The sequence below is a fragment of the Rhodospirillum centenum SW genome (assembly GCF_000016185.1).
GTDB lineage: Bacteria > Pseudomonadota > Alphaproteobacteria > Azospirillales > Azospirillaceae > Rhodocista > Rhodocista centena.
Genome location: NC_011420.2, coordinates 3,101,402 through 3,126,715, shown reverse-complemented (window position 1 = coordinate 3,126,715; position 25,314 = coordinate 3,101,402). Strand labels below are relative to the sequence as shown.

Below are 25,314 nucleotides of genomic sequence, written 5' to 3'. Positions count from 1 at the left end.
CACCCGTCCCATGTGCCGCAGCCCCTTGCGGCGGAAACTGGGATCAGCGGTCGCGGAAGTTGGGCTGGCGCTTCTCGACGAAGGCGCTCATCCCCTCTTTCCGGTCCTCCAGCCCGAAGGTGGAATGGAAGACCCGCCGCTCGAACAGGATACCCTCGGCCAGGGTCGATTCATAGGAGCGGTTGACGCATTCCTTGGTCATCATCGCCACGGGCAGCGACATCGACGCGATGCGGTCGGCGATCTTCAGCGTCTCGTCCAGCAGGTCGGCGGCCGGCACCACCTTGGCGACGAGTCCGGCGCGCTCCGCCTCCTCCGCCGTCATCTGCCAGCCGGTCAGGCACATCAGCATGGCCTTGGACTTGCCCACCAGCCGGGTCAGGCGCTGCGTGCCGCCGGAGCCCGGGATGGTGCCGATGGTGATCTCCGGCTGGCCGAACTTCGCGGTGTCGGCGGCGATGATGATGTCCGCCATCATCGCCAGTTCGCAGCCGCCGCCCAGGGCATAGCCGGCGACGGCGGCGATGGTCGGCTTGCGGCAGGTGCCCAGCCGGCCCCATTTGCGGGTGATGAAGTCGCCCAGATAGGCATCCATGTGCGACTTGTCCGCCATCTCCTTGATGTCGGCGCCGGCCGCGAAGGCCTTCTCCGACCCGGTGACGACGATGACATGGATCTCCGGATCGTCCTCGAAGGCGTCCAGCGCCGCCTGGAGGTCGGTGACCAGCCCGTCGGACAGGGCGTTCAGCGCCTTGGGGCGGTTCAGCCGGACAAGGCCGACGCGGCCCCGCGTCTCCACCTGGATGTTCTCGTAAGGCATTGTCGCTTTCCTCTCCGGGTTGGATCGTCAGTTCCTGTCCTGCGGCGCCAGGGTGAGGCGGACCAGGGTACGCCCCTGGGCCCGGTCCAGCCGCAGTTCCAGCCGTTCGCCCTCGCGCAGCCAGCGCCCCGCCCCGGCCGGCTTCCAGCCGAGCTGCGGCAGGGTGCCGTCGTAGAAGGCGCGGACCTCGGCCAGCGCCGCCGGCCCGGCCGCCACCGCCTGGACGATGCGGCCGTCCGGCTTGTCGAACACCAGCGTCTCGTCCGCCAGCAGAACGAAGCCGGGCATCAGCGGCAGGTCCTCCGTCCCCGCCACGAAGGCGCCGTCCGCCGCCTGTCCCGTCCGGGTCCAGGGCGTCGGCAGGGCCACCAGACCCGCCAGAAGAACGGCCGTCAACAGCAACGGGCGGGGGGAGGCGGGCGGGCGCATCGGGCTGTCCTACATCAGCGCTGGTGGCGGGGACAATAGAAGGTGGACCGGCCGGACTGGACGATCCGGGCGATGCCCCCGGTGCGGACGGGGTCGCAGTCGCAGCCGGGGCAGGGCTCGCCCTCCCGGCCATAGACCTTGAAGCTGTGCTGGAAATAGCCCAGTTCGCCGTCCGACTGCACATAGTCGCGCAGGCTGGAACCGCCGGCGGCGATGGCCTCGGTCAGCACGTCGCGGATCGCCGGGACCAGCCGCCCGGCCCGCCGGCCGGCCACCGTGTGCGCCAGCCGGCGCGGGCTGATGCCGGCGCGGAACAGCGATTCGCAGACATAGATGTTGCCAAGGCCCGCCACCACCGTCTGGTCCAGCAGCGCCGCCTTGATCGGCGTGATCTTCCCGGCCAGCCGGCGCGACAGTTCCTCGGCATCGAAGCCGTTGCCCAGCGGCTCCGGCCCCAGGCAAGCCAGCATCGGGTGGCTGTCCAGCAGCGCTTCCGGGAACAGGTCCATGAAGCCGAAACGGCGCACGTCGTTGTAGGTGACGACCCAGCCCTGCGCCTCGCCGGGCGGGGGATCGGTCTCGAACACCAGATGGTCGTGCGGCCCCGGCGGACCCGGCGGGCCGCGGCGCACCACCAGGGTGCCGGACATGCCCAGATGGACCAGCCAGACCAGCGGCCCCTCGGCGCTGCCCTCCAGCCGGATCAGCAGATACTTGGCCCGGCGGAACAGGCCGGCCACGCGCAGCCCGGTCAGCCGCGCGGCGAACCGCTCGGGCAGGGGAAAGCGCAGGTCGGGACGGTACTGCGCCACCCGCACCAGCACCCGGCCCGCAATCTTCATCTCCAGGCCGCGGCGGACCGTCTCGACTTCGGGCAGTTCGGGCATGGAACGTCCTCGGGGGAACGGCGCGGGCAGGTGGCGTCAGACAGGTGGTTTCAGGCGGGCGGCAGCGGGACGGGCATCAGACGAAGACCATCTGCCAGCCGGGTCCCGCCGTCGTCAGCAGGGTGACGAGCCCCGCCGTCTCCACCCGCAGCTCCGGGCGGGTCGGCGGGGCGGCGTCGTGTCCCAGGCTGCGCCAGCCCAGCTCGCAGGCGATGACGCGCACGCCCAGGGCGCCGCAGGAATCCACCAGTTCCGCCAGGGTGGCGAGGCCGCGCTCCGCGAGATACCGCTCGCGCGCCGCCGGCGGGGAGCCGTCGTCGGCCGGGTCCAGGGCGTGCCAGCCGGGCTCCGGCGTCAGCACGGGCAGGGCGCGGCCGGTGACGAACAGGATCGCCGGACGGCCGATGGCCGCCGCCGCCGCGGCCAGGGCGAAGGCGTAATGCACCCGGTCGAAGCCGCCGGACTGCACGATGAGGGCGAGACCGGGAGCGGCGTCAGCCATGGGCGGCCTGCCCCTGGGGCGGCAGATGGTGCGAGAGGTCCCGGTAGACGGGATCGCCGCCGCAGAGCGGGCAGCCCGGATCGCGCCGCACCCTGACCGTGCGGAAGCTGGTCTCCAGCGCGGCGACCAGCAGCAGCCGGCCGGACAGGCTCTCCCCGATGCCCAGCAGTTCCTTCAGCACCTCGATCGCCTGCAGGGAGCCCATCGCCCCCGGCAGCGCCCCCAGCACCCCGCCTTCGGAGCAGGACGGGATGGTGCCGGGCGGCGGCGGCTCGCGGAAGATGCAGCGGTAGCAGGGGTGCGGCTCCCCCAGATGCGCCTTGAAGACGGAAAGCTGGGCATCGAAGCGCAGCATGGCCGCACTGACCAGCGTCTTCCCGGCGAAGAAGCAGGCATCGTTCAGCAGGAAGCGGGTGGCGAAATTGTCCGAGCCGTCGGCCACCACGTCGTAGCGGGAGACCAGCCCCAGCACGTTGGCCGGGGTCAGCCGCTCGGCATGCGCCTCCACCCGCACGTCGGGCGTGAGGGCGGCGATGCGGGCGGCCGCACTCTCCACCTTCGGGCGGCCGACCGAGGCGCCGTCATGGATCACCTGCCGTTGCAGGTTGGAGAGATCCACCGAGTCGTGGTCGATCACGCCGATGCGGCCGACGCCGGCGGCGGCGAGATAGAGCAGCAGCGGCGAGCCCAGCCCGCCGGCCCCCACCACCAGCACGGAGGAGGCCAGCAGCCGCTCCTGCCCGCGGCCGCCCACCTCCTTCAGCATGATGTGCCGGGCGTACCGCTCGATCTGGTCGTCGGAAAGGGGGCTCGCGGGCGTCATGGCGCGGGATGATAGCGGGGACGGGAGGACGTGGCGAGGCCCCGTTGCCGGCCCGGCGGCAAGGGGCATATAGTCGTTCCGACGAGAAGGGAGGACGGCATGACCGTTCGCACGAAACTGCTCCGGTCGAACAGCCGGCAGGCGGTCCGGCTGCCGAAGGAGATCGCCTTTCCCGACGGTGTGCGGGACGTGATGATCCTGAAGCAGGGTGCCGCCCGGCTGATCGTCCCGGCAACCGGAGCCTGGGACGATTTCTTCGATGCCCCGGGCACCGACCTGCCGGAGCGCGCGCAACCTGCCGCACAGAAGCGGGAGAGCTTCTGAGTGCTTCGTTTCATGTTGGACACGAATGTCTGCATCCGGGTCCTTCGGGACCGGCCGCAGGGCGTGCGCCAACGCTTCAACGACGAGGCTGGCAGCCTTTGCATTTCAGTCGTTACCCTGGGCGAGCTTCTGCATGGTGCCGCCCGGTCGGCCCGTCCGGCAGCCGTCAGAGAGGACGTGGAGCGGTTCGCCGAACGTCTTGATGTTCTTGCCTTCGATGCGGATGCAGCCGGGCATTTCGCGGATATCCGGGCGTCGCTCGAACGGATTGGCCAGGTTATCGGGCCCTATGACCTCATGATTGCGGGACATGCGCGCAGCCGAGGGCTTACGGTCGTGACTGGCAATCTCGGCGAATTCCGCCGCGTTGAAGGACTGATCGCGGAAGACTGGCTGGCACCCGAGTAAAGAAGCGTCGCTTCCCGCCGCCCGCGGCCCTGGCCGGGCCCGCGGGCGGGGTCAGTGTCGCGTCAGTCCAGCCCGTCGAACAGGGCGGTGGAGAGGTACCGCTCGGCGAAGCTGGGCAGGATCACGACGATCAGCCTGTCCTTCATCTCCGGCCGCGCCCCCACCTCGAAGGCGGCGGCCAGGGCGGCGCCGGAGCTGATGCCCACGGCCAGCCCCTCGGTGGCGGCAGCGTCGCGCGCCAGCTCGAAGGCGCGGCTGTTGGAGATGCGCAGCACCTCGTCGATGCGGTCGCGGGCCAGCACGTCGGGCACGAAGCCGGCGCCGATGCCCTGGATCTTGTGCGGCCCCGGCAGCCCGCCGGAGAGCACGGGGCTGTCCTCCGGCTCCACCGCGACGACGCGGAAATCCGGTCTGCGGGCCTTCAGCACCTCGGCCACGCCGGTCAGCGTGCCGCCGGTGCCCACGCCGGCGACCAGCACGTCCGCCCGGCCGGCGGTGTCGCGCCAGATCTCCTCCGCCGTGGTGCGGCGGTGGACGGCCGGGTTCGCAGGGTTCTTGAACTGCTGGAGCATGTAGGCGTCGGGGGTGGAGGCGACGATCTCCTCCGCCCGGGCGATGGCGCCCTTCATGCCGTTGGGCGCCGGCGTCAGCACCAGCTCGGCCCCCAGCAGCTTCAGCATCTTGCGGCGCTCGACCGACATGCTCTCCGGCATGGTCAGGATCAGCCGGTAGCCCTTGGCCGCGGCCACGAAGGCCAGGGCGATGCCCGTGTTGCCCGAGGTCGGCTCGACCAGCACGGTGCGGTCGGGCGCGATCAGCCCGTCGGCCTCCGCCGCCTCGATCATCGCCTTGCCGATGCGGTCCTTCACGCTGGAGAGCGGATTGAAGAACTCGCACTTGGCGACCACGTCGGCCACCACCCCGTGCTTCGCGGCCAGCCGCGAGAGGCGCACCAGCGGCGTGGCGCCGACCGTGTCGAGGATGCTGTCATAGATGCGGCCGCGGAATTCCGCGGTGCCGTCAGAATCCGGGGCGTGGGCGGTCGGGGCATCGAGGGCGGGCATTGTACGCCTCCATAACTGTGAATAGCGCGAATTTCGCGGTCACAGATGTATATAAGCCCGGATGCCGCCGGCTCAAATGGAGAAATCGAGCTTCGTCTGCGCCTCGCTGCGGATTCCCTCCTGGTGGGCGCGCAGGCAGAGATCCTCGATGCTGGTGCGGTCCAGCCGCTGCATCACCTCTTCCTGCAACTCGGCCCAGAGCGGACGGACGACGCGCATGCCCAGTTCCGAGCCGGCCGGTTCCTCGATGGGATCGGTCGCCTGCTCCAGCGAGCGGACGACGCGCACGATCTCGCCCACCGTGATGCGGCGGCGCTCCTTCGCCAGCCGGTAGCCGCCGCGCGGCCCCCGCACCCCGGCCAGCACCCCGGCCCGCACCAGGGCCTGGAGCACCTGCTCCAGATAGCGCTTGGGAATGCCCTGGCGGGCCGTGATCTCCGCCGACTGCACCGGCGCTGAGCCGGCGTTGTAGGCGATGTCCAGCACCGTCTCGATGGCGAAGACCAGTTTCTTGGAAAGGCGGAGCATGGTCGGCGGACCTGGTGTTGGGCGGAAACGGAAGGGAGAGGAAGGGGGCTCCGGGACAGGCCTGATCCGGCAGACCATACCCAAATCGGATGGAGGAGTGATGCAGAGAGTGGCGGCGGGCATCGCGTCGATCGGGCGGTGCTTGCCGGGGACCATCGCGCTCATTCCTTTCGGGGTGTCAGCCCGCCCAGGGGTTCAGCAGCGGCACACCCGTCGGCTCGAAGTCCCTGACGTTCCGCGTCACCAGCGTGAGCCCGTGCACGAGCGCCGTGGCGGCGATCAGCGCGTCCCGCTCCGGCCGGGGGTCGGGGATGTGGAGAGTGGCGGCCCGGCGGGCGACGGCCAGGTCCACCGCCAGAACCGGATAGGCCTCCACGATCCTGTCGATCCACGCCGACAGGCGATCCCCCTGGGCCGCGTCCCGCCGCGCCACCCGCAGCCGTCCAAGGTCGAGTTCCAGCACCGTCACGGCCGACAGGCGGCAATCGGCGACCGGCAGCCGGCGGGCCCAGTCCTGCACGGCGGCGGGCTGCCGTGCAAGCGTCCGCAGCGCGGATACCGTCACGGTGTCCAGAAGGTACATCAGCCGAGGTCCGCCGACCGGAGGCCCAGGGAGACCGCCTCAGGCTCGAAGTCGATGTCGTATCCGGCCGGATCGTCCAACACGTCCGCCACGCTGCGGCCGGCGCCCGCGAGACGCCGAAACGTCTCATAGGTCATCAGGACGTAGGCCGGTGCGCCGCGATCCGTGACGATGACCGGCCCCTGGTCGGCCAATGACTTGGCGCCGCCGATGTCGCGGTTGAAATCCCTGCCGGTGAGACTGGTCACAGGTTCCATCTGACCCTCCCGGAAGCACTTGTCGTATCAATACGACATGCGCTGCGATGGCGCAAGAGACGGACGTAGTATCGATCAGACAAACGCGGACGGCGGTGCCGGTTCATCCCCGCGTCCCCGTCGAGCCGAAGCCGCCGCTGCCGCGGGCGCTGGCGGGCAGGCTGTCCACCACGTCCCAGGCGGCGCGGGCGTAGCGGGCGATCACCATCTGGGCGATGCGCATGCCGCGTTCGACCGTGAAGGGGTCGGCGCCCAGGTTGGCGAGGATCACCCCGACCTCGCCGCGGTAGTCCGCGTCGATCGTGCCGGGGCTGTTCAGCAGGGTGATGCCGTGCTTCAGCGCCAGCCCGGAGCGCGGGCGCACCTGCGCCTCGTAGCCGTCGGGCAGGGCGATGGCGAGGCCGGTGGGGATCAGCCGGCGCTCCCCCGGCGCAAGGATCACGGGCTCCGCCACCGCCGCCAGCAGGTCCATGCCGGCGGCATGCTCCGTGGCATAGGCGGGCAGCGGCAGGTCGGCCCCGTGCGGCAGCCGGGTGACGGCGATGCTGAGGTCGGTCATGCGGGAATCCCGGGCTGGACGGTGTCGGTGCCGGCGGCCGGGTCGGCCGGAACGGCGGGCGCGAAGCGGGCGGCGACGGCGCGGGCCAGCCGCCGCGCCACCTCCGCCTTGGGCAGGGGCGGCCACGCCTCTTCCCCGCCGTCGCGGCGGATCAGGTGGACCGTGTTGCTGTCGCCGCCGAAGGTGCCGGTGGCGGGGGAGACATCGTTGGCGACGATCCAGTCGCAGCCCTTGCGCGCCAGCTTGGCCCGCGCATAGGCCACCAGATCGGTCGTTTCGGCTGCGAAACCAATCACCAGTTCCGGGCGGTCCGGGCCGGCGGTGGCAAGGGTGGCGAGGATGTCCGGGTTCTCCGCCAGGCGCAGCGGGGGCAGCGGGCCGCCGTCCTTCTTCAGCTTCCGGGGCGCCTCCTCCGCCACCCGCCAGTCGGCCACGGCCGCGGCGGCGACGACGATGTCGGCCGGCAGCGCCCGGCGGCACGCGGCCAGCATCTCGGCCGCCGTCTCCACCTTGATCGTTTCGACACCGGAAGGATCGGGCAGGGCGACCGGCCCGGTGACCAGGGTGACGCGCGCCCCCAGCTCCGCCAGGGCCGCGGCCACGGCATGGCCCTGCTTGCCGCTGGAGCGGTTGGCGATGTAGCGCACCGGGTCGATGGGTTCGTGGGTGGGGCCGCTGGTCACCAGCGCGTGCCGGCCGGCCAAGGGCGCCGGTGCCGTCGCCTGGGGCGCCCGGGCCGCCCGGGCCGCGAAGAAGTCCGCCAGCGCGTCCACCAGTTCCAGCGGTTCGCTCATCCGGCCGGGGCCGTACTCGCCGCAGGCCATGACGCCGTCGTTCGGGCCGACCAGCACCACGCCGCGGCCCGCCAGGGTGGCGAGGTTCGCCTGCGTCGCCGGGTGGTCGTACATGCGGACATTCATCGCCGGGGCGGCGAGCACCGGCTTGTCGGTCGCCAGCAGCACCGTGCTGGCCAGATCGTCGGCCAGCCCGTGCGCCATTTTCGCCAGGATGTTGGCGCTGGCCGGGGCGACCAGCAGCACGTCGGCCTGCCGGGAAAGCTGGATGTGGCCCATCTCGCTTTCGTCCGTCAGATCCCAGAGGTCGCGGTAGACCGTGTCCTCGCTGACCGCCTGGAGGGCGAGCGGGGTGACGAAGCGCGCACCGCCGTCGGTCAGCACGCAGCGCACGGCGCAGCCGCGCTCGCGCAGGCGGCGGACCAGTTCGGGCGTCTTGTAGGCGGCGATGCCGCCGCTGACGATCAGCAGGACCCGCCTGCCCCGCAGATGGGAATGGTCGGCCAAGGGGCCCCCTGAACCACGGTCATGGACTGTGAAATCTAGATAATCCCCCCGCCCCGCCGGCGCAAGCGGACCTTCCCGCATGGCCGCGGGCCGGATACGGGCAGGGACCCCGGCCAGGGAACCGGGCGCGGGTCCGGCCGGATCAGACGGGGATCAGGCGGTGAGGTTCAGCGCCTCGCGCGTCAGCTCGTCCGCCGCCTCGAAGACGCGGAGGTTGGCCTTGTAGGCGTCCAGGCCCTGGGTCATGGCGACCGTCTCCCCGACCAGATCGACATTGGGGGCGGCGACCATGCCGTCAGCGTCGGCGAAGGGACTGTCGGGGGAGAATTCCGGCACGAAGGCCGGCTGGGTGGCGCGGAAGACGGCGCGGGTGCCCATCCCCTGCCCGTCCGGGCCGGTGACGGCCGTCTGGCCGGAACTGACCGGGGCATAGGGCCGCGGCGTGTCGGCCCCGGTGGCGCCGGCCGGGGCACCGGCCGCACTGCCGGGCAGCGCGCCCGTGCTGCGGGCGTTGGCGATGTTGTCCGCCCCGGCGGCCAGACGCCGGGCCTGGGCGGTCATGCCGCTGCCGGCAATGGCGATGGGATCGACCATGGTTCCGTCCTCTTCCGGAGGGAGTATCGGTCCGTCAGGGCGGCGGCGCAACTGGTCCGGAGGATAGGGACCTTCGCCGGTCCCCGGCTTCCGGGCCGGGGCGTTTTCCGCTATGGTCGGCGCTTCACCGCGAGGGAACGACCATGGTCGAGACACGCCCCACCCTGCCGGGGTCGCCGCGCACCGGCGGTCCGATCCCCGACGGCGAGCGCCGCACCGGCGCCGTCGCCCGTGCCGAAGCTCCCGCCCCGGCCGCCGTCCGCGGCCGGCCCGGCAACCGCTGGCCCAGCGCGCGGGAACTGGCGGCGCTGATGGTGGACGGCATCCTGCGCCTGCCCGCCCGCTACCGCCGCGGCATGTTCCTGGACGTCATCGTCTGAACCGGCAGGGCCCGGTCCGGGCCTGAACCGGCAGGGCCGGGCCGTGGTCGTTTGCCGCCTCCCCTCCCCAGGCCGGCGGCGCTGGGCTAATTTCGCCGCCCACGGAAGCCGGAACAGGGGAGGCGACATGGCGATCGAGGTTCCACCGGGATACGAGCCGCTGGGCGAGGAGAAGGTGGCCGCCTTCCTGGCCGCGGTGCCGGGCGTGCCGGAGCGGCTGGGCGGCGGCCCGGCCGACTGGTCGGTGCGGGAGGTCGGCGACGGCAACCTGAACTATGTCTATCTGGTGGACGGGCCGCACGGGTCGGTCTGCGTGAAGCAGGCCCTGCCCTATCTGCGGCTGGTCGGCGAGGGCTGGCCGCTGGGCCTGCAACGGGCGCATTTCGAGCAGCTTGCCACCCATGTGGTGGCGCCGCATGTCGGCCGCGCCGTGCCGCAGATCCTGCACTACGACCCGACGCTGTTCGCCATCGTGATGGAGAAGCTGTCGCCGCACATCATCCTGCGCCGCGGCATGGTGGCGGGCACCCGCTATCCCCGGCTTGCGGCGCAGATCGCCGACTACATGGCCAACAGCCTGTTCCACACCAGCGACCTGGCCCTGCCGGCCCGGCGCAAGAAGGAGCTGATGGCGGAGTTCTGCGGCAACTGGGAACTGTGCGGCCTGACGGAAGAGGTGATCTTCACCCAGCCCTACATGGTCCACCCTCACAACCGCTGGACCAGCCCGCAGCTCGACGCCACCGCCGCCAGGGTGCGCGCCGATACCGAGTGGAAGCTGGCGGCGGCCCGGCTGAAGCTGAAGTTCCTGGCCTCGCCCGAGGCGCTGCTGCACGGCGACCTGCACACCGGCTCCGTCATGGTGACGGCGGACGACACCCGCGTGATCGACCCCGAATTCGCCTTCTTCGGCCCCATGGGCTTCGACGTGGGTGCCATGCTGGGCAATCTCTGGATCAACTTCTTCGCCCAGGACGGCCACGCCACGGCGGAGAGCCCGCGGGCGGAGTACCAGGACTGGGTGCTGGAGACGGCGGAGGCGGTCTGGACCGGCTTCCGCGAACGCTTCCTGGCGCTGTGGCGGGGCGGCGCCACGGGCGACGCCTACCCGGCCGCGCATTTCGACGGCGACCCGGACGCCATCCGGGCGCTGGAGGCGGAGCGGCAGGCCTACATGGACCGGCTGTTCATCGACTCCCTGGCCTTCGCCGGGGCGAAGATCACCCGCCGCATCCTGGGCATCGCCCACAACATCGACCTGGAATGGATCGCCGACCCGGACCTGCGGGCGCTGTGCGAGACGCGCTGCCTGACGCTGGCCCGCCGGCTGATGCTGGAACCGGGCCGCTTCCGCGGCATCGCCGACGTCAGCGCCGCCTGCCGGTCCATCCGGTCGGAGGTGCGGACGGCCGGTCTCTGAGGGGCCGGGCTCTGAAGCGCCGGGTTGCGGCCGTCAGTTCAGCCGGGTGCGGAGCTGCTGCACCAGCGTCGCCGTCTGGTGCAGCAGCTGGGAGGAGGCGCCCAGCCGGCTGCCCAGATCCATGAAGGTCTCGAAGGCGCGGATGGCGGCGGACAGGTTGCCCGAATGGGCGTTCAGCAGCCCCGCCTCCCGCCACAGGCCGGGATGGTCGGGGGCGAACAGCAGCATGTTCTCCACCACCTCCGCCGCCTTGTCGGCGCGGTCGTTGCGCAGGTGCCGGAGCTTCAGGTTGTTCTGAAGCCGCAGCAGCACCTCGCGGTTGGAGACGGTGGCGTAGTGCTCGGGCGTCAGCTCGGCATCCAGCCCGGCGGTCTGCTTCAGCAGCTCGCGCAGGGCGCGCGGCTCCTTCGGCTCGCCCTGGTTGAAGGGGTCCAGGATCACCCGTTCCCCGTCATGGTCCAGCCGCATCAGGAAATGGCCGGGGAAGTTCAGCCCGACGATCTCCCAGCCCTGGGCGCGGGCGGCGTGGATGTAGAGGATGCCCAGCGCCACCGGCAGCCCCCTGCGGCGGTCGATCACCCGCATCAGGTTGGCGTTCTGCATGTCCTCGTAGGTTTCGGTATCGCCATGATAGCCGTGGCGGTCGGCCAGGACATGGCGCAGCACCTCGACCCGCTGGGCCAGCGTCAGCGGCCGGCCGCTCATGTCCGCCACCTCGGCCGCCAGTTCGGCCAGGTGCTGGTGGTAGGGCTCGAAGCCCGCCTCCGGCCGATCGAGCGCCGCCAGCGCCAGCGCCGTTTCAGCGAGGTCGATACGGTCGTCCGGCAGGCGGCCGACGGCGCGGAGGATCTCCAGGGCCTTGGGGCGGGTATTCACGGGCTCCTCGCGGGGGTCCATGACGGATGACGCTCGGGCAGACCCGACATAGCGCAGGATCGCGCCGGGTGTCGAGAGGGGCGGGCGTTCTACCGGCCCGAGCGCCGCACATCTTCCAGATGGACGGGCCAGCGGCCGGGCAGCACGACCATCAGGTCGTAGCGGATGGCGTGCCCGGCCAGCCGCGGCCGGGCGGCGGCGTAGCCCTGGGCGGCGCGGGCGATGCGGCGCCAGTCGGCCTCCGTCACGGCGGCGCGGGCCGCCTCCAGGCCCGGCCGGGCCTTCACCTCCACCACCGCCAGCAGGCCGCGCCGTTCGGCCAGGATGTCCACCTCCCCCGCCGGGGTGCGCAGCCGGGTCGCCAGGATGCGGTAGCCCTTCAGCAGCAGGGCCAGCCGGCAGAGCCATTCGGCCCGCCGGCCCAGCCGTTCGGCCGTGCGGTAGTCAGTCCTGCTGCGGACCGGGGCCATGGCCCGCCCCCGTCCGCCGCCCCAGGTCGAGCGCGCGGGCATAGACCGCCTTGCGCGGCAGGCCGGTGGCGGCGGCGACGCTGGCGGCGGCGTCGCGCACGCTCATCCCGGCCAGCGCCTCGGCCAGCAGGGCGTCCAGGTCGGCCCCGGCCGGGGCTTCCTCCGGCGCGGGCGGGCCGATCACCACCACCACCTCCCCCTTCGGCGGGCCGGCCTCGGCATAGTGCGCCGCCAGCCCGGCGAGGTCGCCGCGGCGCACCTCCTCGAACAGCTTCGTCAGCTCCCGGCTGACGGCCGCTTCCCGCGCGCCCAGCACGGCGGCCGCGTCGGCCAGCAGGTCGGCCAGCCGTTGCGCGCTCTCGAACAGGATCAGACTGGCCCGGACGGGCTTCAGCTCCTCCAGCGCCGTGCGGCGGGCAGCCGTCTTCGGCGGCAGGAATCCTGCGAACAGGAAGCGGTCGCTGGGCAGGCCGGACAGCACCAGCCCGGTCAGCGCGGCGCTGGCACCGGGCAGGTGGGTGACGGCGAGGCCCTGCTCCCGCGCCTCCCGCACCAGCTTGTAGCCGGGATCGGAGACGAGCGGCGTGCCGGCGTCGGAGACGAGCGCGATCGCCTCCCCCGCCGCGACGCGGCCGAGCAGGACCGGCCGCATCCGCGCCGCATTGTGTTCGTGATACTGGAGAAGCGGTGCTGCGATGCCGTAACGGTGCAGCAGCTTGCCGGTGATGCGGGTATCCTCGCACGCTACCGCATCCACGCCGCGCAGCGTCTCCAGCGCGCGCAGGGTGATGTCGCCGGCATTGCCGATCGGGGTGGCGACGACGTAGAGCCCCGGCGGCGGGCGCACCGCGCCCGGTTTACGGCCCGGATCGCTGCCGCTAGGCTCGGGGCCGGAATCATCGCTGCCGGAATCATCCGTGTCCTGGGGGAGAGGCATCATCGTGAGCAAGGCCAGTGCAAGGCACGAGGGAGCGGAGCGCGAGGGGACGGAGCGCAGAAGGACCGCGGGGACGCGGGCGGGACGGCTGATCGCCGCCCTGGTCCTGGCGGCTAGTCTGGCCGCCTGTGCCAGCCCCGCAACCGTAGCGCCCCCGCCGCCCCCGCCGCAACCCCAGCCGGTGATGCCCGAGCCCGTGGCCCCGCCGCCGCCCGTGGCGGTGGACGACGGCAAGGTGCGGGTGGCGCTGCTGGTCCCGCTCAGCGGGCGCGGGGCGGCGATCGGCCAGTCCATGCTGGACGCGGCCCAGCTCGCCGTCTTCGACGTGGCCGACGGGCAGTTCCTGCTGCTGCCGCGCGACACCGGCGGCACGCCGTCCGGGGCGGAGGCCGCGGCGCGCGACGCCGTGACGGCCGGCGCCCGCCTGATCCTGGGGCCGCTGTTCAGCGCCGATGCCGCCGCCGTGCGCACCGTGGCCGCCCCGGCAGGCGTGCCGGTGCTGAGCTTCTCCAGCGACCGCACGGTGGCAGGCGGCGGCGTCTGGGTGCTGGGCTTCCAGCCGCAGGAGCAGGTGGCCCGCGTCGTCGGTTTCGCCGCGTCGCGCGGGATCACCAGCTTCGGCCTGCTGGCCCCGGCCACGCCGTCGGGCGAGGTGGTGCAGCAGAGCCTGATCGACGCCGCCCGGCAGGCCGGCGGCACGGTGACCCGGATCGAACGCTACGGCGCCGACCAGCAGGACCTGACGGAGATGGTGCGCCGCTTCGCCCAGCATCAGGCCATGCCGGCGCCGGCCACAGCAGAACCGGGAGCGGCCGCGACCGGCCTGCCGTTCCAGGCGGTCATGCTGGCGGACGGCGGCGGCCAGCTCCGCACGCTGGCGACGCTGCTGCCCTTCTTCGACGTCGATCCCGGCCCGGTGCGGTTCCTGGGCATCGGCCAGTGGGAGGAACCGGGCCTGGGCCGCGAGGCGTCGCTGGTCGGCGGCTGGTTCGCCGCCCCGCCGCCCGAAGCCCGGCAGGCCTTCGAACGCCGCTACGAAGAGACCTACGGCCAGAAGCCGCAGCGCCTCGCCACGCTGGCTTACGACGCCACGGCCCTGGCCGCGGCCCTGGTGCGCAGCGGTGACCGGGAAGCCCTGCGACCGGAGATGCTGACCGACCCGCAGGGCTTCCTGGGGGCGGACGGGCTGTTCCGGCTGCTGCCCGACGGGCTGACGGAACGCGGGCTGGCGGTGCTGGAGGTGACCCGCGCGGGCTTCGCCACGGTGGATCCTGCGCCGCAGACCTTCCCGCCGCGGACCGACCCGGCGGCCGGCCAGGTGCCGGTGTTCTGACCCCCGTCTCTGCCGGTCCCCGTCGCGGGAGCCTCCCGCCCGGCCGCCGCCCGGCGTCCGGCGGGACGCTGCTGGGCGGAACGCGGCATCGACCTACATTGGTGATCGACCTGCATTGGTGGTAGGTTGTTAAGATTCGAATCGTAAGATCGTCTGATGAACATACCTTCGTCGCCAATCCTGCCTTCGTCGCCAATCGGGACGGTGCGTCCGCGCCGTCTTCTCCTGTCGATGACCCGGCCGCTTCTGCTGGCGCTTGCGCTGGCCGTGCTGCTGTCCGCCGCCCTGCCGGCGGGCAGCGCTCTGGCGAGCGGCGGCGGCGGCGGGGAGGTGTCCCGCAACATCCGGCTGACCCCCTTCAGCCTGCCGGGCAAGGACCGCTTCTCCTATGTCCAGCTTGTCGCCGAACTGGTGGTGCGGGAGGGCGATGAGGCCGCGGTCGAGGTGCAGCAGGTGCAGAATCTGCGACCGCGCATCATCGGCCGGCTGACCGAGGCCCTGTCGGCGGAACGCTTCATGTCGCGCAGCGTGAGCGCGGCGGAGGTGCTGCACCTGAAGGAGCGGCTGCGCGACCTGGTGAACGACGCGATCGGTGCGCCGATGGTCGAGGACGTGCTGATCGTCAGCCTGGTCCTGAGCTGAGCGGCCAGCGCCGGGAACCCCGGGCCGGACGGCGGCAGCGTCAGCCGCGGCTGGCCAGCGCCGCCTCGGTATCCGCCATGGCCCGGTCCAGCGCATCGCGGCAGGGCCGGGCGGAAACGGCGTCCTGCGCCCGCAGCACCTGATCGAGCTGGGCTGCCGCCAGCGACAGCCGGTTCAACCCCAGATTGGCGGCGAAGCCCTTCAGCGCATGGGCGGCCCGCCGGGCCCCCTCCAGATCGCCGCTGGCCAGCGCCCCGTCCACCCGGACCAGCTCGGCCCGGGCCGAATCCGGCACCAGACGCAGCACGTCGTTCAGCGGACCGGCGCCCATGGCGGCTTCCAGGTCCATGATCTTGCGCGAATCAAGCACAGGTTGTTCAGGCAACGATCCGCTCACGACTTCGGTTGTCATCCGTCGGTCCCCGCATGCTGATGGATGCAGGCTAGCACCCGGGGCACGGCACCGGCGCGTCCAAAAGGTCAGGGTCGGGGCGGTCGGAGCGGCCCCCCTCCCGCCCCGCCCGGCCCCCGCCAGCGGCCCGCAAGGACCTGGACCGGAACGGTTTTCCCGCACCGCCCGGACATGGCCCGGGCGCGGCCCGGCGCCTGCCCCGGTCCCGCCCTGCGACGCCCCGCCGCCGCGGGGCGGCCCCCCGCCGGGTTCAGTCCAGGAACAGGTCGGGGAAAAGCGGCTGCGACGGGTCGATGGCATAGGGTCCGAAATCCGTGACCCCCGCCGCGCGCAGCACATCCTCGTCGATGAAGAAGTTGCCCGTGGTGGACCGCGAGTCCGAGGTCAGGATCAGGTGGGCGGCATCGGCCATGATCGCCACGTCGCGGCAGCCCGGCGGCACCTCGCCGCCACCCAGCATCCGCATCGCCGCGGTGGCGATGCCGGTGCGCGGCCACAGCGCGTTGACGGCCACGCCACGGCTGCGGAACTCCTCGGCCATGCCCAGGACGCACATGCTCATGCCGTACTTGGCCATGGTGTAGGCGACATGGCCCTTGAACCATTTCGGGTCCAGGTTCAGGGGCGGCGACAGCGTCAGGATGTGCGGGTTCGGCGCCGCCAGCAGGTGCGGCAGGCAGGCCTGGGAACAGACGAAGGTGCCGCGGGCGTTCACGCCCTGCATCAGGTCGTAGCGCTTCATCGGCGTGTCCAGCGTGCCGGTCAGGCTGATGGCGCTGGCGTTGTTGACCAGGATGTCGATGCCGCCGAACGTCTCCACCGTGCGGGCGACGGCGTCGGCCACGGCGCCTTCGTCGCGGATGTCCACCTGCACGGCCAGGGCGCGGCCGCCGGCCGCCTCGATCTCGGCGGCGGTGGAGAAGATGGTGCCTTCCAGCCTGGGGTGCGGGTCGGCCGTCTTCGCCGCGATGGCGACATTGGCGCCGTCGCGCGCGGCGCGCAGGGCGATGGCCTTGCCGATGCCGCGGCTGGCGCCGGTGATGAACAGGGTCTTGCCGCTCAGGCTGCGGTTCTCGGCCATTCTTCTGCGTCCTCCCGTTTCGGAACGGCGGACGCTACCCCATCCCCCGCCGCCCCTCAACGCCCGCCGCCCGCCCGTTCGGCCTGCGGTCACGGCAGCGCGAACCGGAGACGGAAACCGGAGACGGGCGGCGGGGCGGCTGTGGTCTTTCTGCCCGCCTTCCCTGCCGGCCTTGCCCTGCCGGCCTTGCCCTGCGGCCCCGTGGCACCCCCGGCCGGTCCCGGACGGGCCGCGGTCGGGGCTGTGCAACGGCCCGTTCTGTGCTATATGGCCCGGCGCCGGGCGATGCCCCGGCGCCGGTTCCCAGCGTCCCCGTAGCTCAGCCGGATAGAGCAAGCGTTTCCTAAACGCTAGGTCGGCGGTTCGAATCCGTCCGGGGACGCCACTTCTCCGCCCGCCGGTCAGCGCAGATCGGGGAAGTCCTCCTCCCAGAACTCCTGCGGGTGGCGCCCGTCGCCGTCTGCGCGGCCCTGCTCCTCGCGGCGCAGCTCGACCCTCCGGATCTTGCCGGAGATGGTCTTGGGCAGGTCCGCGAACTCTATGCGCCGGACCCGCTTGTAGGGCGGCAGCGTCGCCCGGATGTGGCGGAAGATGTCGCGCGCAAGATCGGCGTCCGGTTCGTACCCGGCGGCCAGCACCAGGAACGCCTTGGGCACCGCAAGGCGGACAGGATCGGGCGACGGCACGACGGCGGCCTCGGCCACGGCCGGATGCTCGATCAGGGCCGATTCCAGCTCGAAGGGGCTGATGCGGTAGTCGCTCGCCTTGAACACGTCGTCGGCCCGGCCGACATAGGTCAGATAGCCGTCGGCGTCGCGGCTGGCGACATCGCCGGTCCGGTACCAGCCGCCGGCCGGCGGCTGCACCGGCTCTCCCGCCGCACTCTGGTATCCGGCCATCAGCCCCGCCGGGCGGGGGGACAGCCGCAGGGCGATCTCGCCCTCCTCCGCCTCGTTGCCGTCGGCATCCAGCAGCACGACATCGTAGCCGGGCAGGGGGCGGCCCATGCTGCCGGGCTTCACCGGCTGGCCGGGGCTGTTGCCCACCTGGGCCGTCGTCTCGGTCTGGCCGAAGCCGTCGCGGACCGTCAGGCCCCAGGCACTGCGCACCTGCTCGATCACCTCGGCGTTCAGCGGTTCGCCCGCCCCCACCACCTCGCGCAGGCGCACGGGCCAGGACTTCAGGTCCTCCTGGATCAGCATGCGCCAGACCGTCGGCGGGGCGCACAGCGTCGTCACGCCGTGCCCGACCAGCACGTCCAGCACTGCCCGCGCCTGGAACCGGGCGTAGTTGTAGACGAAGACCGTCGCCTGGGCGTTCCAGGGCGCGAAGACGTTGCTCCAGGCATGCTTCGCCCATCCGGGCGAGCTGATGTTCCAGTGGACGTCCTCCGGCCGCAGCCCGATCCAGTACATGGTGGAGAGATGCCCGACCGGATAGGAGCGGTGCGTGTGCAGCACCAGCTTGGGCTTCGCCGTGGTGCCGGAGGTGAAGTAGAGCAGCATCGGGTCGTCGGGCCGCGTCTCCCCGTCCGGTGAGAACTCGGCGGGGGCGCCGCGCGACTCCTCATAGGCGATCCAGCCGGACGGGGCGCCGCCGACGGCGATGCGGGTGACCCCGGGCAGATCGTCGAACCGGTCGCACTGTCCGGCCGCGACGATGACGAACCGGGCGCCGCCGCGCTCCACCCGGTCGCGCAGCTCCTCGCCGGCCAGCAGGGTGGTCGCCGGGATCACCACCGCCCCCAGCTTCATGGCGGCCAGCATCACCTCCCACAGCGGCGGGATGTTGGGCAGCATCAGCAGGATGCGGTCCCCCCGTCCGACACCCAGCCCGCGCAGCCAGGTCGCGGTGCGGGCGGACCGGGCCGCCATCTCCGCATAACTGACCGTCTCCTCGCTCCCGTCTTCGGAAACCACGCGCAGGGCGGGCTGCGGGTTGTCCCGCGCGATGACGTCGAAATAGTCCAGCGCCCAGTTGAAGGGGCCGGTGTCGGGCCAGCGGAACTCCCGCCGCGCCCGGTCGTAGTCGGTCCCGGCCGCCAGCAGGATGTCGCGCGCGGCCATGAAGGCCCCGGTGCCGTCTTTCATGGTGCCGTCTGTCATGGGTGGTCCTCCCGGCCATTGTCGTTGGGGACGACGATAGCCCAGGGCGGGCCGCCCTGTCGAAAGCGCCGGCGGAGAAGGCCCGGCGGGTCGCCCGGACCGGAACGGCGGGACGTCTCGCTCCTCCCGTGAGCTGCGGCCGCAGGACGGTGTTGCCTGGACGGCGGCGGGCTGTTAAGGCCAAGCTGCCGGTCTGACAGGCAGCATGCAGAGGGTCCATGAGCACCGGATTGATCGCCCTGCTGGACGACGTGGTCGGGCTGGCCAAGGTGGCCGCGGCCTCCATCGACGATGCGGCGGGGCAGGCCTCCCGCGCCGGGGCGAAGGCCGCGGGCGTGGTGGTGGACGATGCGGCCGTCACGCCGCGCTATGTCACCGGATTCAGCGCCGAGCGCGAGCTGCCGATCATCGGGCGCATCACCGTCGGCTCGCTGAAGAACAAGCTCCTGTACCTGCTGCCGCTGGCGCTGCTGCTCAGTCTGGTGGCGCCCTGGGCGATCACGCCGCTGCTGATGCTGGGCGGCGCCTTCCTCTGCTACGAGGGGGCGGAGAAGGTGTACGAGGCCGTCTGGCCGCATGCCGTCACGCACGGACCCGGCGGCGCCGTGGCCGCCACGATCCAGGACGCCCGCGCCCTGGAGGAAGAGAAGGTCAGCGGCGCCATCAAGACCGACTTCATCCTGTCGGCCGAGATCATGGCCATCACGCTGAGCACCGTGGCGGAGGAGACCTCCTCCTTCTGGGGACAGGCCGCGGTGCTGGCCATCGTCGGCATCGGCATCACGCTGGCGGTCTACGGCACCGTCGCCCTGATCGTGAAGGCGGACGATGTGGGCCTTGCGCTGGCGCGCAATCCCCGCCCCGTCTCCACCCTGCTGGGCCTGCGCCGCGCCGCGGCGGCCGACCCGACGGCGACTGACCCGACGGGAGCCGACCGGGCGCTGGCCGGGCTGACGCAGGGGCTGGGCCGCGGGCTGGTGCGGTTCATGCCCGTCTTCCTGAAGCTGCTGGGGCTGGTCGGCACGGCCGCCATGCTCTGGGTCGGCGGCGGCATCGTCCTGCACGGGCTGGAGGTGTACGGCCTGCCCGCCCTGGGCCACGCGGTCCACGATGCCGCCCATGCCGCCGGCCACGCCCTGGCGGCGACGTCGCCCGCCCTGGCCGCGACCCTGGAATGGCTGGTCGGGGCCGCCGGGGCCGGGCTGTTCGGGCTGGCCCTGGGGGCGCTGCTGATCCCGCTGGTCCACAAGGGCATCGCGCCCCTGGTGGCCCGCCTGCGCGGCCGCTCCGACACGGGGCAGGAGCCGGCGGCCCACTGACACGGTGATCCCGGACGGCGCCCGCCGGAAGACGCCCGGTCGCAGGCAGGCCCCGGCCGGACGATTCCGGAGCGAGAGGAAAGCCCCATGCCCCACGATCCATCCGCCGGCCCCGCCCCCCACGGTCCTGACCATGGCGGGCATGACCATGGCGGGCATCAGCACGGACCGGGCCATGCGCACGGGGGCCATGCCCACGGGGTGCCTGCCCACGGGGCGGAAGCATCCCCGCCCGCCGCGGGGGACGGATTCCGACCGCCGCCCTGCGCCGCGGCCCCGGTCCGGAGCGCCGCACCGGGAGCGTCGCATGGCCATGGGCACGCACATGGACACAGCCATGCACACGGGCACGGGGAGCACGGGCACGGGGGGCACGGGCATTCCCATGTCCACGGGCTGGAACCGGGCGGCGGCAACGAGGCGCGGGTGCGCGCGGCGCTGCTGCTGACCGGCGGCTTCATGGCGGCGGAGGTGGTGGGCGGGCTGATCTCCGGCTCGCTGGCGCTGCTGGCCGATGCCGGGCACATGCTGGCGGACACGGCGGCGCTGGCACTCGCCTGGTACGCCTTCCGCGCCGCCCGCCGGCCGGCCGGAGCCGCCCGCACCTATGGCGGGCACCGTTTCCAGGTGCTGGCCGCCTTCATCAACGGTGCGGCGCTGCTGCTGCTGTCGCTCTGGATCGTCGTCGAGGCGGCGCGCCGGCTGTTCGAGCCGGTGCCCGTGCTGGGCGGCCCGATGCTGGCCATCGCCGCCCTGGGGCTGGCGGTGAACATCGCCTCCTTCACCATCCTGAACGGCGGCGACAAGGCGAACCTGAACGTGCGCGGGGCGGCGCTGCACGTGCTGGGCGACCTGCTGGGGTCCGTCGCAGCACTGGCCGCGGCCGCCGTGATCCTGACCACGGGCTGGACGCCGATCGACCCGATCCTGTCGGCCGTCGTCTCCCTGCTGATTCTGCGCAGCGCCTGGGCGCTGGTGACGCCGGCCTGGCACGTCCTGATGGAAGGGGCGCCCGAAGGGCTGGACCTGGACCGGCTGCAACGGTCGCTGCAGGCCGTGCCCGGCGTGGCCGACATCCACCATGTCCATGCCTGGTCGCTGACGCCGGAACAGCCGCTGCTGACCCTGCACGCCACCGTGGCCGACGGGGCGGAGCCGGACACCGTGCTGCGCGCGCTGACCCGCACCCTGCGGGAGGAGTTCGGGATCGGACACGCCACCATCCAGGTGGAACGCCGCCCCTGTGCCGACGGCGCGGCACCCGTGGCCTGAGCCCCGGATACGCCCCCCCGGACGTCCCGTCCCATGGACGGGAGGGGCGAAGTCTGCTGCACTGGACGAGGTCCGGCCGCACCGAGGGGGAGAGAGCGGCCGGGCGGAGCGCCGCCGGTCGGCTTCGGGGGAGGCCCGCCGGCGGCGTCTCCATGCGCCGGCACCGTCTCGGCCGAGTCGGGAAGCCGCAGATCAGGCGGCCGAGGTCTCCCGGTTGGCGAACAGCGTCAGACCCGGCGGACCGCCGCCGGCCGGGCCGCCGGTCAGGGCCGAGCGCACGGTCACCACGGCGGCGACCAGATCGGCCGGGGAGAAGGGCTTGTGCAGCACCCCCAGCGCATAGGCCCCGACATGGTCGGGCACCTCGGTCATGCCCGTCACCAGCAGCGACGGGACCGCGTGCCGCTCCAGCAGCATCTGCGCCAGCATGAAGCCGCTTTCGCCATAGCCCAGCCGGGCGTCCAGCAGGGCGAGGTCGAACTGGATGCGTTCGGCCAGCGCCAGCGCCTCGTCGGCACCCGACGCCGTCAGGATCTCCGCCCCCGTCGCCCGCAGGGTCTGCTCGACATCGAGTGCCGTGATGGCATCGTCATCGACGGCCAGGATCTTCATCGGTCGTCTCCCTTTCCGCACCGGCCCGTTCCGCGCGGGTCGGTGCCGCACCGGATCGGTGCCGCACCGGGCGGAACGGCGCGGCCCGTGCCGCACCGTTGCCTTCCGGCCGGAAGACTAGCGGCTGGCCCGACGGCCTGCCGCTATTCATTGGTGGGATCGGGGGAGTGCTCCGATGATCCGGCCCCTTACACCGAAAGGGTCCCGCCAACGGCGGCGGTGAAAGGGTGCCGCCTGCGGCGGCGGGGAAACGATGCCGCCTGCGGCGGCGGCCGGGTGGCCCAGGGGGACCGGACCGCGCAGGAGGCGCAGAGGGGCAGGAGACGCAGAGGGCGGAGGCGGGATCAGGCCCGCTTCAGGCGGCGGACCGCGGCCCACAGTTCGGAGGCGTTGCGGTCCAGGTCGGACATGCTGGTCGAGCGCGGGTCGAGGCCCTGGCGCGCGCATTCCAGGATGAAATGGTTGGCGTTCGCCGGATCCAGGCCGAGCTGGTCGCAGGCGGTCACGAAGGCGATGTTCTGTTCGGTGGTGGTCATGATTGCCCTGTTCTACTGGCCGCGCCGGCGCCCGTGCCCGGGCGCCCGGCTGGAAGGAGGAGGACCGCGCGGGTCATCTCCCCCAACAGCGGTTGCTACCATATATCGCAGCGCAAAATGGCCGCAATGCGGCATCGCCCGGTCAGCCCTGTGAAAAAAGGGCGGAACATCCTGGTTCTGCAGCGCAAGCGGTCCATCGGGCCACGGCAGCGCGGTGCGGAAAAGGGTGCGGTGCGGCAAGAGCCGGGGGACCTCTGCGGGCGACCGGCCTCCCCATGATATGGCGCGCAGACCCGGGCGCCCCTGCCCCTCAGGATATATCCTTACATTCAACTGGATTTTAACTGTCTTCGATCCAGTCTTCATGCGTGCACATGCGCTTGCCTTCACTACGGCAAGTCTGGTGCGCCCAGCACGGGATGCGTTCCGGAGGGGGAAGTCTTTGCCTGTCCTTCGCCATCCCAGTCTCTGCATCGGGGTGGACGGACATGAAGATAAGATCGCTGCAAATCAAGATCGCCTCGCTGGCGGGCCTGTGCGTCGCCGGCACCATCGCGGTGCTGGTGGGCTTCGGCATCGCCTCGACCAACGGGACGAACGCCTTCGTCGGGCAGACCGTGTCCGGAATGCTGGAGAAGAAGACGGAGGAGAGCATCCAGAACATGGCCTCCACGCAGGCCGGCCTGATCCGCTCCGAGTTCGAGACGGCGCTGAATGCCGCGCGCACCATGGCGCACGCCTTCGCCACCATGGTCGATCCCCAGAATCCCGGCTCCGTTCCGGTCGAGCAGCGCCGCGACGCGCTGAACGGGCTTCTGCTGAACGTGCTGAAGAACAATGAGCTGTTCAACGGCACCTACACCGCCTGGGAGCCCGATGCGCTGGACGGCCGCGACGCGGCCTTCCGCAACCGGGCGGACACCGGCACCGATGCCACCGGCCGCTTCATCCCCTACTGGAACCGCGACCAGCGCGGCCACATCGCCATGCAGCCGCTCGTGGAATACGACAGCCGCGACCTGCACCCCAACGGCGTGATGAAGGGCGGCTGGTACATCGGTCCGAAGGAGACCGGGAAGGAAAGCGTGCTCGATCCCCTGCCCTACATCGTGCAGGGCCAGCAGGTCTTCCTGGCCACCCTGTCCGTGCCGATCATGGTGGGGGGCCGGTTCCAGGGCGTCGCCGGGGCGGACTTCAACCTGGACTTCGTGCAGAAGCTGGCAAGCCAGGTCAGCAGCGCGATCTTCGACGGCCGCAACGAAGTGGTGATCGTGTCGAACATGGGGCTGATCGTGGCGCACAGCGCCAAGCCCGATCTGATCGGCCAGTCGATCTCGACGATCACCCGCGACTGGGAACAGGATCTCGCCATCGTGCGCTCCGGCCAGCCGAAGGTCGAGATGGACAGCGACGCCCGGATGCTGCGGACCTTCGCCCCCATCCAGCTCGGCCACACCGGCAAGCCCTGGGCGGTGCTGATCCAGGTGCCCCAGGACGTGGTGCTGGCGGACAGCGTCACCCTGGGCGCGGCGCTGGACGACCGGGCCGGCTCCAGCGTCCTCTGGCAGGCCGGGATCGCCCTGCTGGTCGCGGTCGCCGCGGTGGGCGGCATGTGGGTGATGGCGGGCGGCGTTGCCCGGCCGATCCGCGCCTGCGTCGCCTTCGCCGAGGGCATCGCCGCCGGCCGCTTCGATCAGGCGCTGGAGGTGCGGCAGGTGGACGAGGTCGGGGTACTGGCAGACTCGCTGCGCACGATGCAGTCCGATCTCGTGCGGCGGAACGCGCAGCGGGCGGAGGACCAGAAGCGGGCCGAATCGGAACGCCGGGCGGCCATGCTCCAGCTTGCCGACGATCTGGAATCCCGCGTGATGAGCGTGGTGGAAGGCGTGGACGGTGCCGCGCGGAGCATGGGCACCACCGCCCGGAGCATGACGAACACCGCGACCCGGACCAGCGAGCAGGCGACCATCGTCGCGGCGGCGTCGGAGGAAGCCAACGTGAACGTCCAGACGGTCGCGGCGGCGACGGAGGAACTGTCGGGGTCGATCCGCGAGATCGGCCAGCAGGTCAACCGCTCCGCCGAGATCGCCCGCAACGCCGTGGAGGCCGCGCAGCAGGCCAACGGACAGGTCCTGGGCCTGAACGACGCCGCCCAGAAGATCGGCACCGTCGTGCAGCTCATCCAGTCGATCGCCGCCCAGACCAACCTGCTGGCCCTGAACGCCACGATTGAGGCGGCACGGGCGGGGGAGGCCGGCAAGGGCTTCGCCGTCGTGGCCGGTGAGGTGAAGAGCCTCGCCAACCAGACGGCCAAGGCCACGGAGGAGATCGCCGGTCAGGTCAGCGACATGCAGCGCGTGACCACGGAGACCACGACGGTCATCAAGGGCGTCGGCGGCATCATCGGGCAGATCAACGAGATCTCGACCACGATCGCGGCGGCCGTGGAGCAGCAGAATTCCGCGACGCTGGAGATCGCCCGCAACGTGCAGCAGGCGGCCAACGGCACCCAGCAGGTCACCTCCAACATCGACGGCGTGCGGCAGGCCGCCGGCGAGGCCAGCGAGTCCTCGGCCCAGGTGCTGACGGTTTCCGGCCAGCTTGCGGACGAGTCGGCCCGGTTGCGCGACGTCGTGACCGCCTTCCTGGCGAAGGTGCGGGCGGCCTGACCGCCGTCGGGAGAGGGGGCTGAAACGGCTGCCGGTCCGCGACGGGCTGCGCCCGGCCCCAGCACCCGGCCCCCGCTCCCTGCCCCCGCTCTCCGGCCGCGGACTGACCCGCGGCCGGGGGCCGGTTCCCCACCCCGCCGGGGGGCGGGGAACCGTCGGGGAAGAGCCCCG

29 protein-coding genes and 1 tRNA gene are annotated in these 25,314 nt (G+C 72.0%); 10 read left to right on the top strand and 20 right to left on the bottom strand.

Features of this window, described 5'->3' with window-relative positions; all coding sequences use genetic code 11:
* Positions 1-43 precede the first annotated feature (43 nt).
* The 5 genes from RC1_RS14595 to RC1_RS14575 all read right to left on the bottom strand — a co-directional run bounded on the left by RC1_RS14595 (position 44) and on the right by RC1_RS14575 (position 3,461).
* Positions 44-820 carry an enoyl-CoA hydratase gene (locus tag RC1_RS14595; protein ID WP_012568200.1) on the bottom strand — a complete coding sequence of 259 codons (777 nt, stop codon included), beginning with the start codon at positions 818-820 and terminating at the stop codon, positions 44-46.
* A gap of 27 nt (positions 821-847) precedes the next feature.
* Positions 848-1,249 carry a hypothetical protein gene (locus RC1_RS14590; RefSeq protein WP_012568199.1) on the bottom strand — a complete coding sequence of 134 codons (402 nt, stop codon included), beginning with the start codon at positions 1,247-1,249 and terminating at the stop codon, positions 848-850.
* 14 nt (positions 1,250-1,263) lie between these two features.
* The gene (gene mutM, locus RC1_RS14585) at positions 1,264-2,136 is read right to left on the bottom strand and encodes a bifunctional DNA-formamidopyrimidine glycosylase/DNA-(apurinic or apyrimidinic site) lyase (RefSeq protein ID WP_012568198.1); all 873 of its coding nucleotides are present in this window, start codon (positions 2,134-2,136) and stop codon (positions 1,264-1,266) included.
* Positions 2,137-2,212: 76 nt separating this feature from the next.
* Entirely contained in the window at positions 2,213-2,638 is a 426-nt protein-coding gene (locus RC1_RS14580; RefSeq protein WP_012568197.1) for a hypothetical protein, read from the bottom strand.
* Complete coding sequence (locus tag RC1_RS14575; protein WP_012568196.1) at positions 2,631-3,461, bottom strand: HesA/MoeB/ThiF family protein; 831 nt, start codon at positions 3,459-3,461, stop codon at positions 2,631-2,633. The genes RC1_RS14580 and RC1_RS14575 overlap by 8 nt, the downstream gene beginning before the upstream one ends.
* A gap of 99 nt (positions 3,462-3,560) precedes the next feature.
* Between RC1_RS14575 and vapB the strand changes: the two genes are divergently transcribed.
* Together vapB and vapC are read left to right on the top strand one after the other, a co-directional pair.
* Positions 3,561-3,785, top strand: coding sequence for a type II toxin-antitoxin system VapB family antitoxin (gene vapB, locus RC1_RS14570; RefSeq protein WP_012568195.1), 225 nt, complete (start codon positions 3,561-3,563; stop codon positions 3,783-3,785).
* Positions 3,786-4,193, top strand: coding sequence for a tRNA(fMet)-specific endonuclease VapC (gene vapC / locus RC1_RS20895; RefSeq protein ID WP_083759333.1), 408 nt, complete (start codon positions 3,786-3,788; stop codon positions 4,191-4,193).
* Between the two features lie 62 nt (positions 4,194-4,255).
* Here the strand turns inward: vapC and cysK are convergent, their stop codons facing one another.
* From cysK to RC1_RS14535, 7 genes are all read right to left on the bottom strand, one after another.
* The gene (gene cysK, locus RC1_RS14565; RefSeq protein WP_012568193.1) at positions 4,256-5,257 is read right to left on the bottom strand and encodes a cysteine synthase A; all 1,002 of its coding nucleotides are present in this window, start codon (positions 5,255-5,257) and stop codon (positions 4,256-4,258) included.
* A gap of 72 nt (positions 5,258-5,329) precedes the next feature.
* Positions 5,330-5,785, bottom strand: a complete 456-nt coding sequence (locus tag RC1_RS14560; RefSeq protein ID WP_012568192.1) for an RrF2 family transcriptional regulator — start codon at positions 5,783-5,785, stop codon at positions 5,330-5,332.
* Positions 5,786-5,963: 178 nt separating this feature from the next.
* Complete coding sequence (locus RC1_RS14555; protein WP_012568191.1) at positions 5,964-6,368, bottom strand: type II toxin-antitoxin system VapC family toxin; 405 nt, start codon at positions 6,366-6,368, stop codon at positions 5,964-5,966.
* The gene (locus tag RC1_RS14550; protein ID WP_012568190.1) at positions 6,368-6,625 is read right to left on the bottom strand and encodes a type II toxin-antitoxin system prevent-host-death family antitoxin; all 258 of its coding nucleotides are present in this window, start codon (positions 6,623-6,625) and stop codon (positions 6,368-6,370) included. Before RC1_RS14550 ends, RC1_RS14555 begins: the two co-directional genes overlap by 1 nt.
* A gap of 103 nt (positions 6,626-6,728) precedes the next feature.
* Complete coding sequence (gene dut, locus RC1_RS14545) at positions 6,729-7,184, bottom strand: dUTP diphosphatase (protein ID WP_012568189.1); 456 nt, start codon at positions 7,182-7,184, stop codon at positions 6,729-6,731.
* Positions 7,181-8,485 (bottom strand): bifunctional phosphopantothenoylcysteine decarboxylase/phosphopantothenate--cysteine ligase CoaBC, encoded by a 1,305-nt coding sequence (gene coaBC, locus RC1_RS14540; RefSeq protein ID WP_012568188.1) that lies wholly within the window; start codon positions 8,483-8,485, stop codon positions 7,181-7,183. The genes dut and coaBC overlap by 4 nt, the downstream gene beginning before the upstream one ends.
* A gap of 153 nt (positions 8,486-8,638) precedes the next feature.
* Complete coding sequence (locus RC1_RS14535; protein WP_012568187.1) at positions 8,639-9,079, bottom strand: flagellar basal body rod protein FlgC; 441 nt, start codon at positions 9,077-9,079, stop codon at positions 8,639-8,641.
* A gap of 143 nt (positions 9,080-9,222) precedes the next feature.
* Between RC1_RS14535 and RC1_RS14530 the strand changes: the two genes are divergently transcribed.
* Positions 9,223-9,459: a hypothetical protein gene (locus RC1_RS14530; protein ID WP_012568186.1), complete on the top strand. Its 237-nt coding sequence runs from the start codon at positions 9,223-9,225 to the stop codon at positions 9,457-9,459.
* Positions 9,460-9,586: 127 nt separating this feature from the next.
* The gene (mtnK, locus tag RC1_RS14525; protein WP_012568185.1) at positions 9,587-10,879 is read left to right on the top strand and encodes an S-methyl-5-thioribose kinase; all 1,293 of its coding nucleotides are present in this window, start codon (positions 9,587-9,589) and stop codon (positions 10,877-10,879) included.
* Between the two features lie 33 nt (positions 10,880-10,912).
* Here the strand turns inward: mtnK and RC1_RS14520 are convergent, their stop codons facing one another.
* The 3 genes from RC1_RS14520 to rsmI form a co-directional block, all read right to left on the bottom strand.
* Positions 10,913-11,755 (bottom strand): SirB1 family protein, encoded by an 843-nt coding sequence (locus RC1_RS14520; protein ID WP_012568184.1) that lies wholly within the window; start codon positions 11,753-11,755, stop codon positions 10,913-10,915.
* Positions 11,756-11,844: 89 nt separating this feature from the next.
* The gene (locus RC1_RS14515; protein ID WP_012568183.1) at positions 11,845-12,225 is read right to left on the bottom strand and encodes a YraN family protein; all 381 of its coding nucleotides are present in this window, start codon (positions 12,223-12,225) and stop codon (positions 11,845-11,847) included.
* Positions 12,200-13,072 (bottom strand): 16S rRNA (cytidine(1402)-2'-O)-methyltransferase, encoded by an 873-nt coding sequence (rsmI, locus tag RC1_RS14510; RefSeq protein ID WP_012568182.1) that lies wholly within the window; start codon positions 13,070-13,072, stop codon positions 12,200-12,202. Before rsmI ends, RC1_RS14515 begins: the two co-directional genes overlap by 26 nt.
* A 274-nt stretch (positions 13,073-13,346) precedes the next feature.
* Between rsmI and RC1_RS14505 the strand changes: the two genes are divergently transcribed.
* Together RC1_RS14505 and RC1_RS20270 are read left to right on the top strand one after the other, a co-directional pair.
* Positions 13,347-14,495, top strand: a complete 1,149-nt coding sequence (locus RC1_RS14505; RefSeq protein ID WP_049766732.1) for a penicillin-binding protein activator — start codon at positions 13,347-13,349, stop codon at positions 14,493-14,495.
* Between the two features lie 231 nt (positions 14,496-14,726).
* Positions 14,727-15,137: a hypothetical protein gene (locus RC1_RS20270; RefSeq protein WP_012568180.1), complete on the top strand. Its 411-nt coding sequence runs from the start codon at positions 14,727-14,729 to the stop codon at positions 15,135-15,137.
* 40 nt (positions 15,138-15,177) lie between these two features.
* On the opposite strand, the gene RC1_RS21845 is transcribed toward RC1_RS20270, so the two are convergent.
* Together RC1_RS21845 and RC1_RS14490 are read right to left on the bottom strand one after the other, a co-directional pair.
* Positions 15,178-15,507 carry an Hpt domain-containing protein gene (locus RC1_RS21845; protein ID WP_049766731.1) on the bottom strand — a complete coding sequence of 110 codons (330 nt, stop codon included), beginning with the start codon at positions 15,505-15,507 and terminating at the stop codon, positions 15,178-15,180.
* A 292-nt stretch (positions 15,508-15,799) separates the two neighbouring features.
* Entirely contained in the window at positions 15,800-16,630 is an 831-nt protein-coding gene (locus RC1_RS14490; RefSeq protein ID WP_012568178.1) for an SDR family oxidoreductase, read from the bottom strand.
* 308 nt (positions 16,631-16,938) lie between these two features.
* Here RC1_RS14490 and RC1_RS14485 point away from each other — a divergent pair.
* Positions 16,939-17,015: transfer RNA gene (locus RC1_RS14485), tRNA-Arg, on the top strand.
* A gap of 16 nt (positions 17,016-17,031) precedes the next feature.
* Here the strand turns inward: RC1_RS14485 and RC1_RS14480 are convergent.
* Complete coding sequence (locus RC1_RS14480; RefSeq protein WP_012568177.1) at positions 17,032-18,735, bottom strand: AMP-binding protein; 1,704 nt, start codon at positions 18,733-18,735, stop codon at positions 17,032-17,034.
* A gap of 218 nt (positions 18,736-18,953) precedes the next feature.
* Between RC1_RS14480 and RC1_RS14475 the strand changes: the two genes are divergently transcribed.
* Together RC1_RS14475 and RC1_RS14470 are read left to right on the top strand one after the other, a co-directional pair.
* Entirely contained in the window at positions 18,954-20,054 is a 1,101-nt protein-coding gene (locus RC1_RS14475; RefSeq protein ID WP_012568176.1) for a DUF808 domain-containing protein, read from the top strand.
* Positions 20,055-20,480: 426 nt separating this feature from the next.
* Complete coding sequence (locus RC1_RS14470) at positions 20,481-21,326, top strand: cation diffusion facilitator family transporter (RefSeq protein WP_012568175.1); 846 nt, start codon at positions 20,481-20,483, stop codon at positions 21,324-21,326.
* 192 nt (positions 21,327-21,518) lie between these two features.
* Here the strand turns inward: RC1_RS14470 and RC1_RS14465 are convergent, their stop codons facing one another.
* On the bottom strand, positions 21,519-21,938 hold the full coding sequence (locus tag RC1_RS14465; protein ID WP_012568174.1) for a response regulator: 420 nt from the start codon (positions 21,936-21,938) through the stop codon (positions 21,519-21,521).
* Positions 21,939-22,282: 344 nt separating this feature from the next.
* Entirely contained in the window at positions 22,283-22,474 is a 192-nt protein-coding gene (locus RC1_RS21840) for a hypothetical protein (protein WP_012568173.1), read from the bottom strand.
* Positions 22,475-22,962: 488 nt separating this feature from the next.
* On the opposite strand from RC1_RS21840, the gene RC1_RS14455 reads away from it, so the two are divergent.
* A complete protein-coding gene (locus tag RC1_RS14455) occupies positions 22,963-25,143 on the top strand; it encodes a methyl-accepting chemotaxis protein (protein WP_012568171.1) in 2,181 nt (726 codons plus the stop codon).
* Positions 25,144-25,314 lie beyond the last annotated feature (171 nt).

Coding starts and splice junctions, on each gene's coding strand:
- RC1_RS14595 (WP_012568200.1), bottom strand. CDS start 820: ATGCCTTACGAGAACATCCAGGTGGAGACGCGGGGCCGCGTCGGCCTT.
- RC1_RS14590 (WP_012568199.1), bottom strand. CDS start 1,249: ATGCGCCCGCCCGCCTCCCCCCGCCCGTTGCTGTTGACGGCCGTTCTT.
- mutM (WP_012568198.1), bottom strand. CDS start 2,136: ATGCCCGAACTGCCCGAAGTCGAGACGGTCCGCCGCGGCCTGGAGATG.
- RC1_RS14580 (WP_012568197.1), bottom strand. CDS start 2,638: ATGGCTGACGCCGCTCCCGGTCTCGCCCTCATCGTGCAGTCCGGCGGC.
- RC1_RS14575 (WP_012568196.1), bottom strand. CDS start 3,461: ATGACGCCCGCGAGCCCCCTTTCCGACGACCAGATCGAGCGGTACGCC.
- vapB (WP_012568195.1), top strand. CDS start 3,561: ATGACCGTTCGCACGAAACTGCTCCGGTCGAACAGCCGGCAGGCGGTC.
- cysK (WP_012568193.1), bottom strand. CDS start 5,257: ATGCCCGCCCTCGATGCCCCGACCGCCCACGCCCCGGATTCTGACGGC.
- RC1_RS14560 (WP_012568192.1), bottom strand. CDS start 5,785: ATGCTCCGCCTTTCCAAGAAACTGGTCTTCGCCATCGAGACGGTGCTG.
- RC1_RS14555 (WP_012568191.1), bottom strand. CDS start 6,368: ATGTACCTTCTGGACACCGTGACGGTATCCGCGCTGCGGACGCTTGCA.
- RC1_RS14550 (WP_012568190.1), bottom strand. CDS start 6,625: ATGGAACCTGTGACCAGTCTCACCGGCAGGGATTTCAACCGCGACATC.
- dut (WP_012568189.1), bottom strand. CDS start 7,184: ATGACCGACCTCAGCATCGCCGTCACCCGGCTGCCGCACGGGGCCGAC.
- RC1_RS14535 (WP_012568187.1), bottom strand. CDS start 9,079: ATGGTCGATCCCATCGCCATTGCCGGCAGCGGCATGACCGCCCAGGCC.
- RC1_RS14530 (WP_012568186.1), top strand. CDS start 9,223: ATGGTCGAGACACGCCCCACCCTGCCGGGGTCGCCGCGCACCGGCGGT.
- mtnK (WP_012568185.1), top strand. CDS start 9,587: ATGGCGATCGAGGTTCCACCGGGATACGAGCCGCTGGGCGAGGAGAAG.
- RC1_RS14515 (WP_012568183.1), bottom strand. CDS start 12,225: ATGGCCCCGGTCCGCAGCAGGACTGACTACCGCACGGCCGAACGGCTG.
- RC1_RS14505 (WP_049766732.1), top strand. CDS start 13,347: ATGCCCGAGCCCGTGGCCCCGCCGCCGCCCGTGGCGGTGGACGACGGC.
- RC1_RS20270 (WP_012568180.1), top strand. CDS start 14,727: ATGACCCGGCCGCTTCTGCTGGCGCTTGCGCTGGCCGTGCTGCTGTCC.
- RC1_RS14490 (WP_012568178.1), bottom strand. CDS start 16,630: ATGGCCGAGAACCGCAGCCTGAGCGGCAAGACCCTGTTCATCACCGGC.
- RC1_RS14480 (WP_012568177.1), bottom strand. CDS start 18,735: ATGACAGACGGCACCATGAAAGACGGCACCGGGGCCTTCATGGCCGCG.
- RC1_RS14475 (WP_012568176.1), top strand. CDS start 18,954: ATGAGCACCGGATTGATCGCCCTGCTGGACGACGTGGTCGGGCTGGCC.
- RC1_RS14465 (WP_012568174.1), bottom strand. CDS start 21,938: ATGAAGATCCTGGCCGTCGATGACGATGCCATCACGGCACTCGATGTC.
- RC1_RS21840 (WP_012568173.1), bottom strand. CDS start 22,474: ATGACCACCACCGAACAGAACATCGCCTTCGTGACCGCCTGCGACCAG.
- RC1_RS14455 (WP_012568171.1), top strand. CDS start 22,963: ATGAAGATAAGATCGCTGCAAATCAAGATCGCCTCGCTGGCGGGCCTG.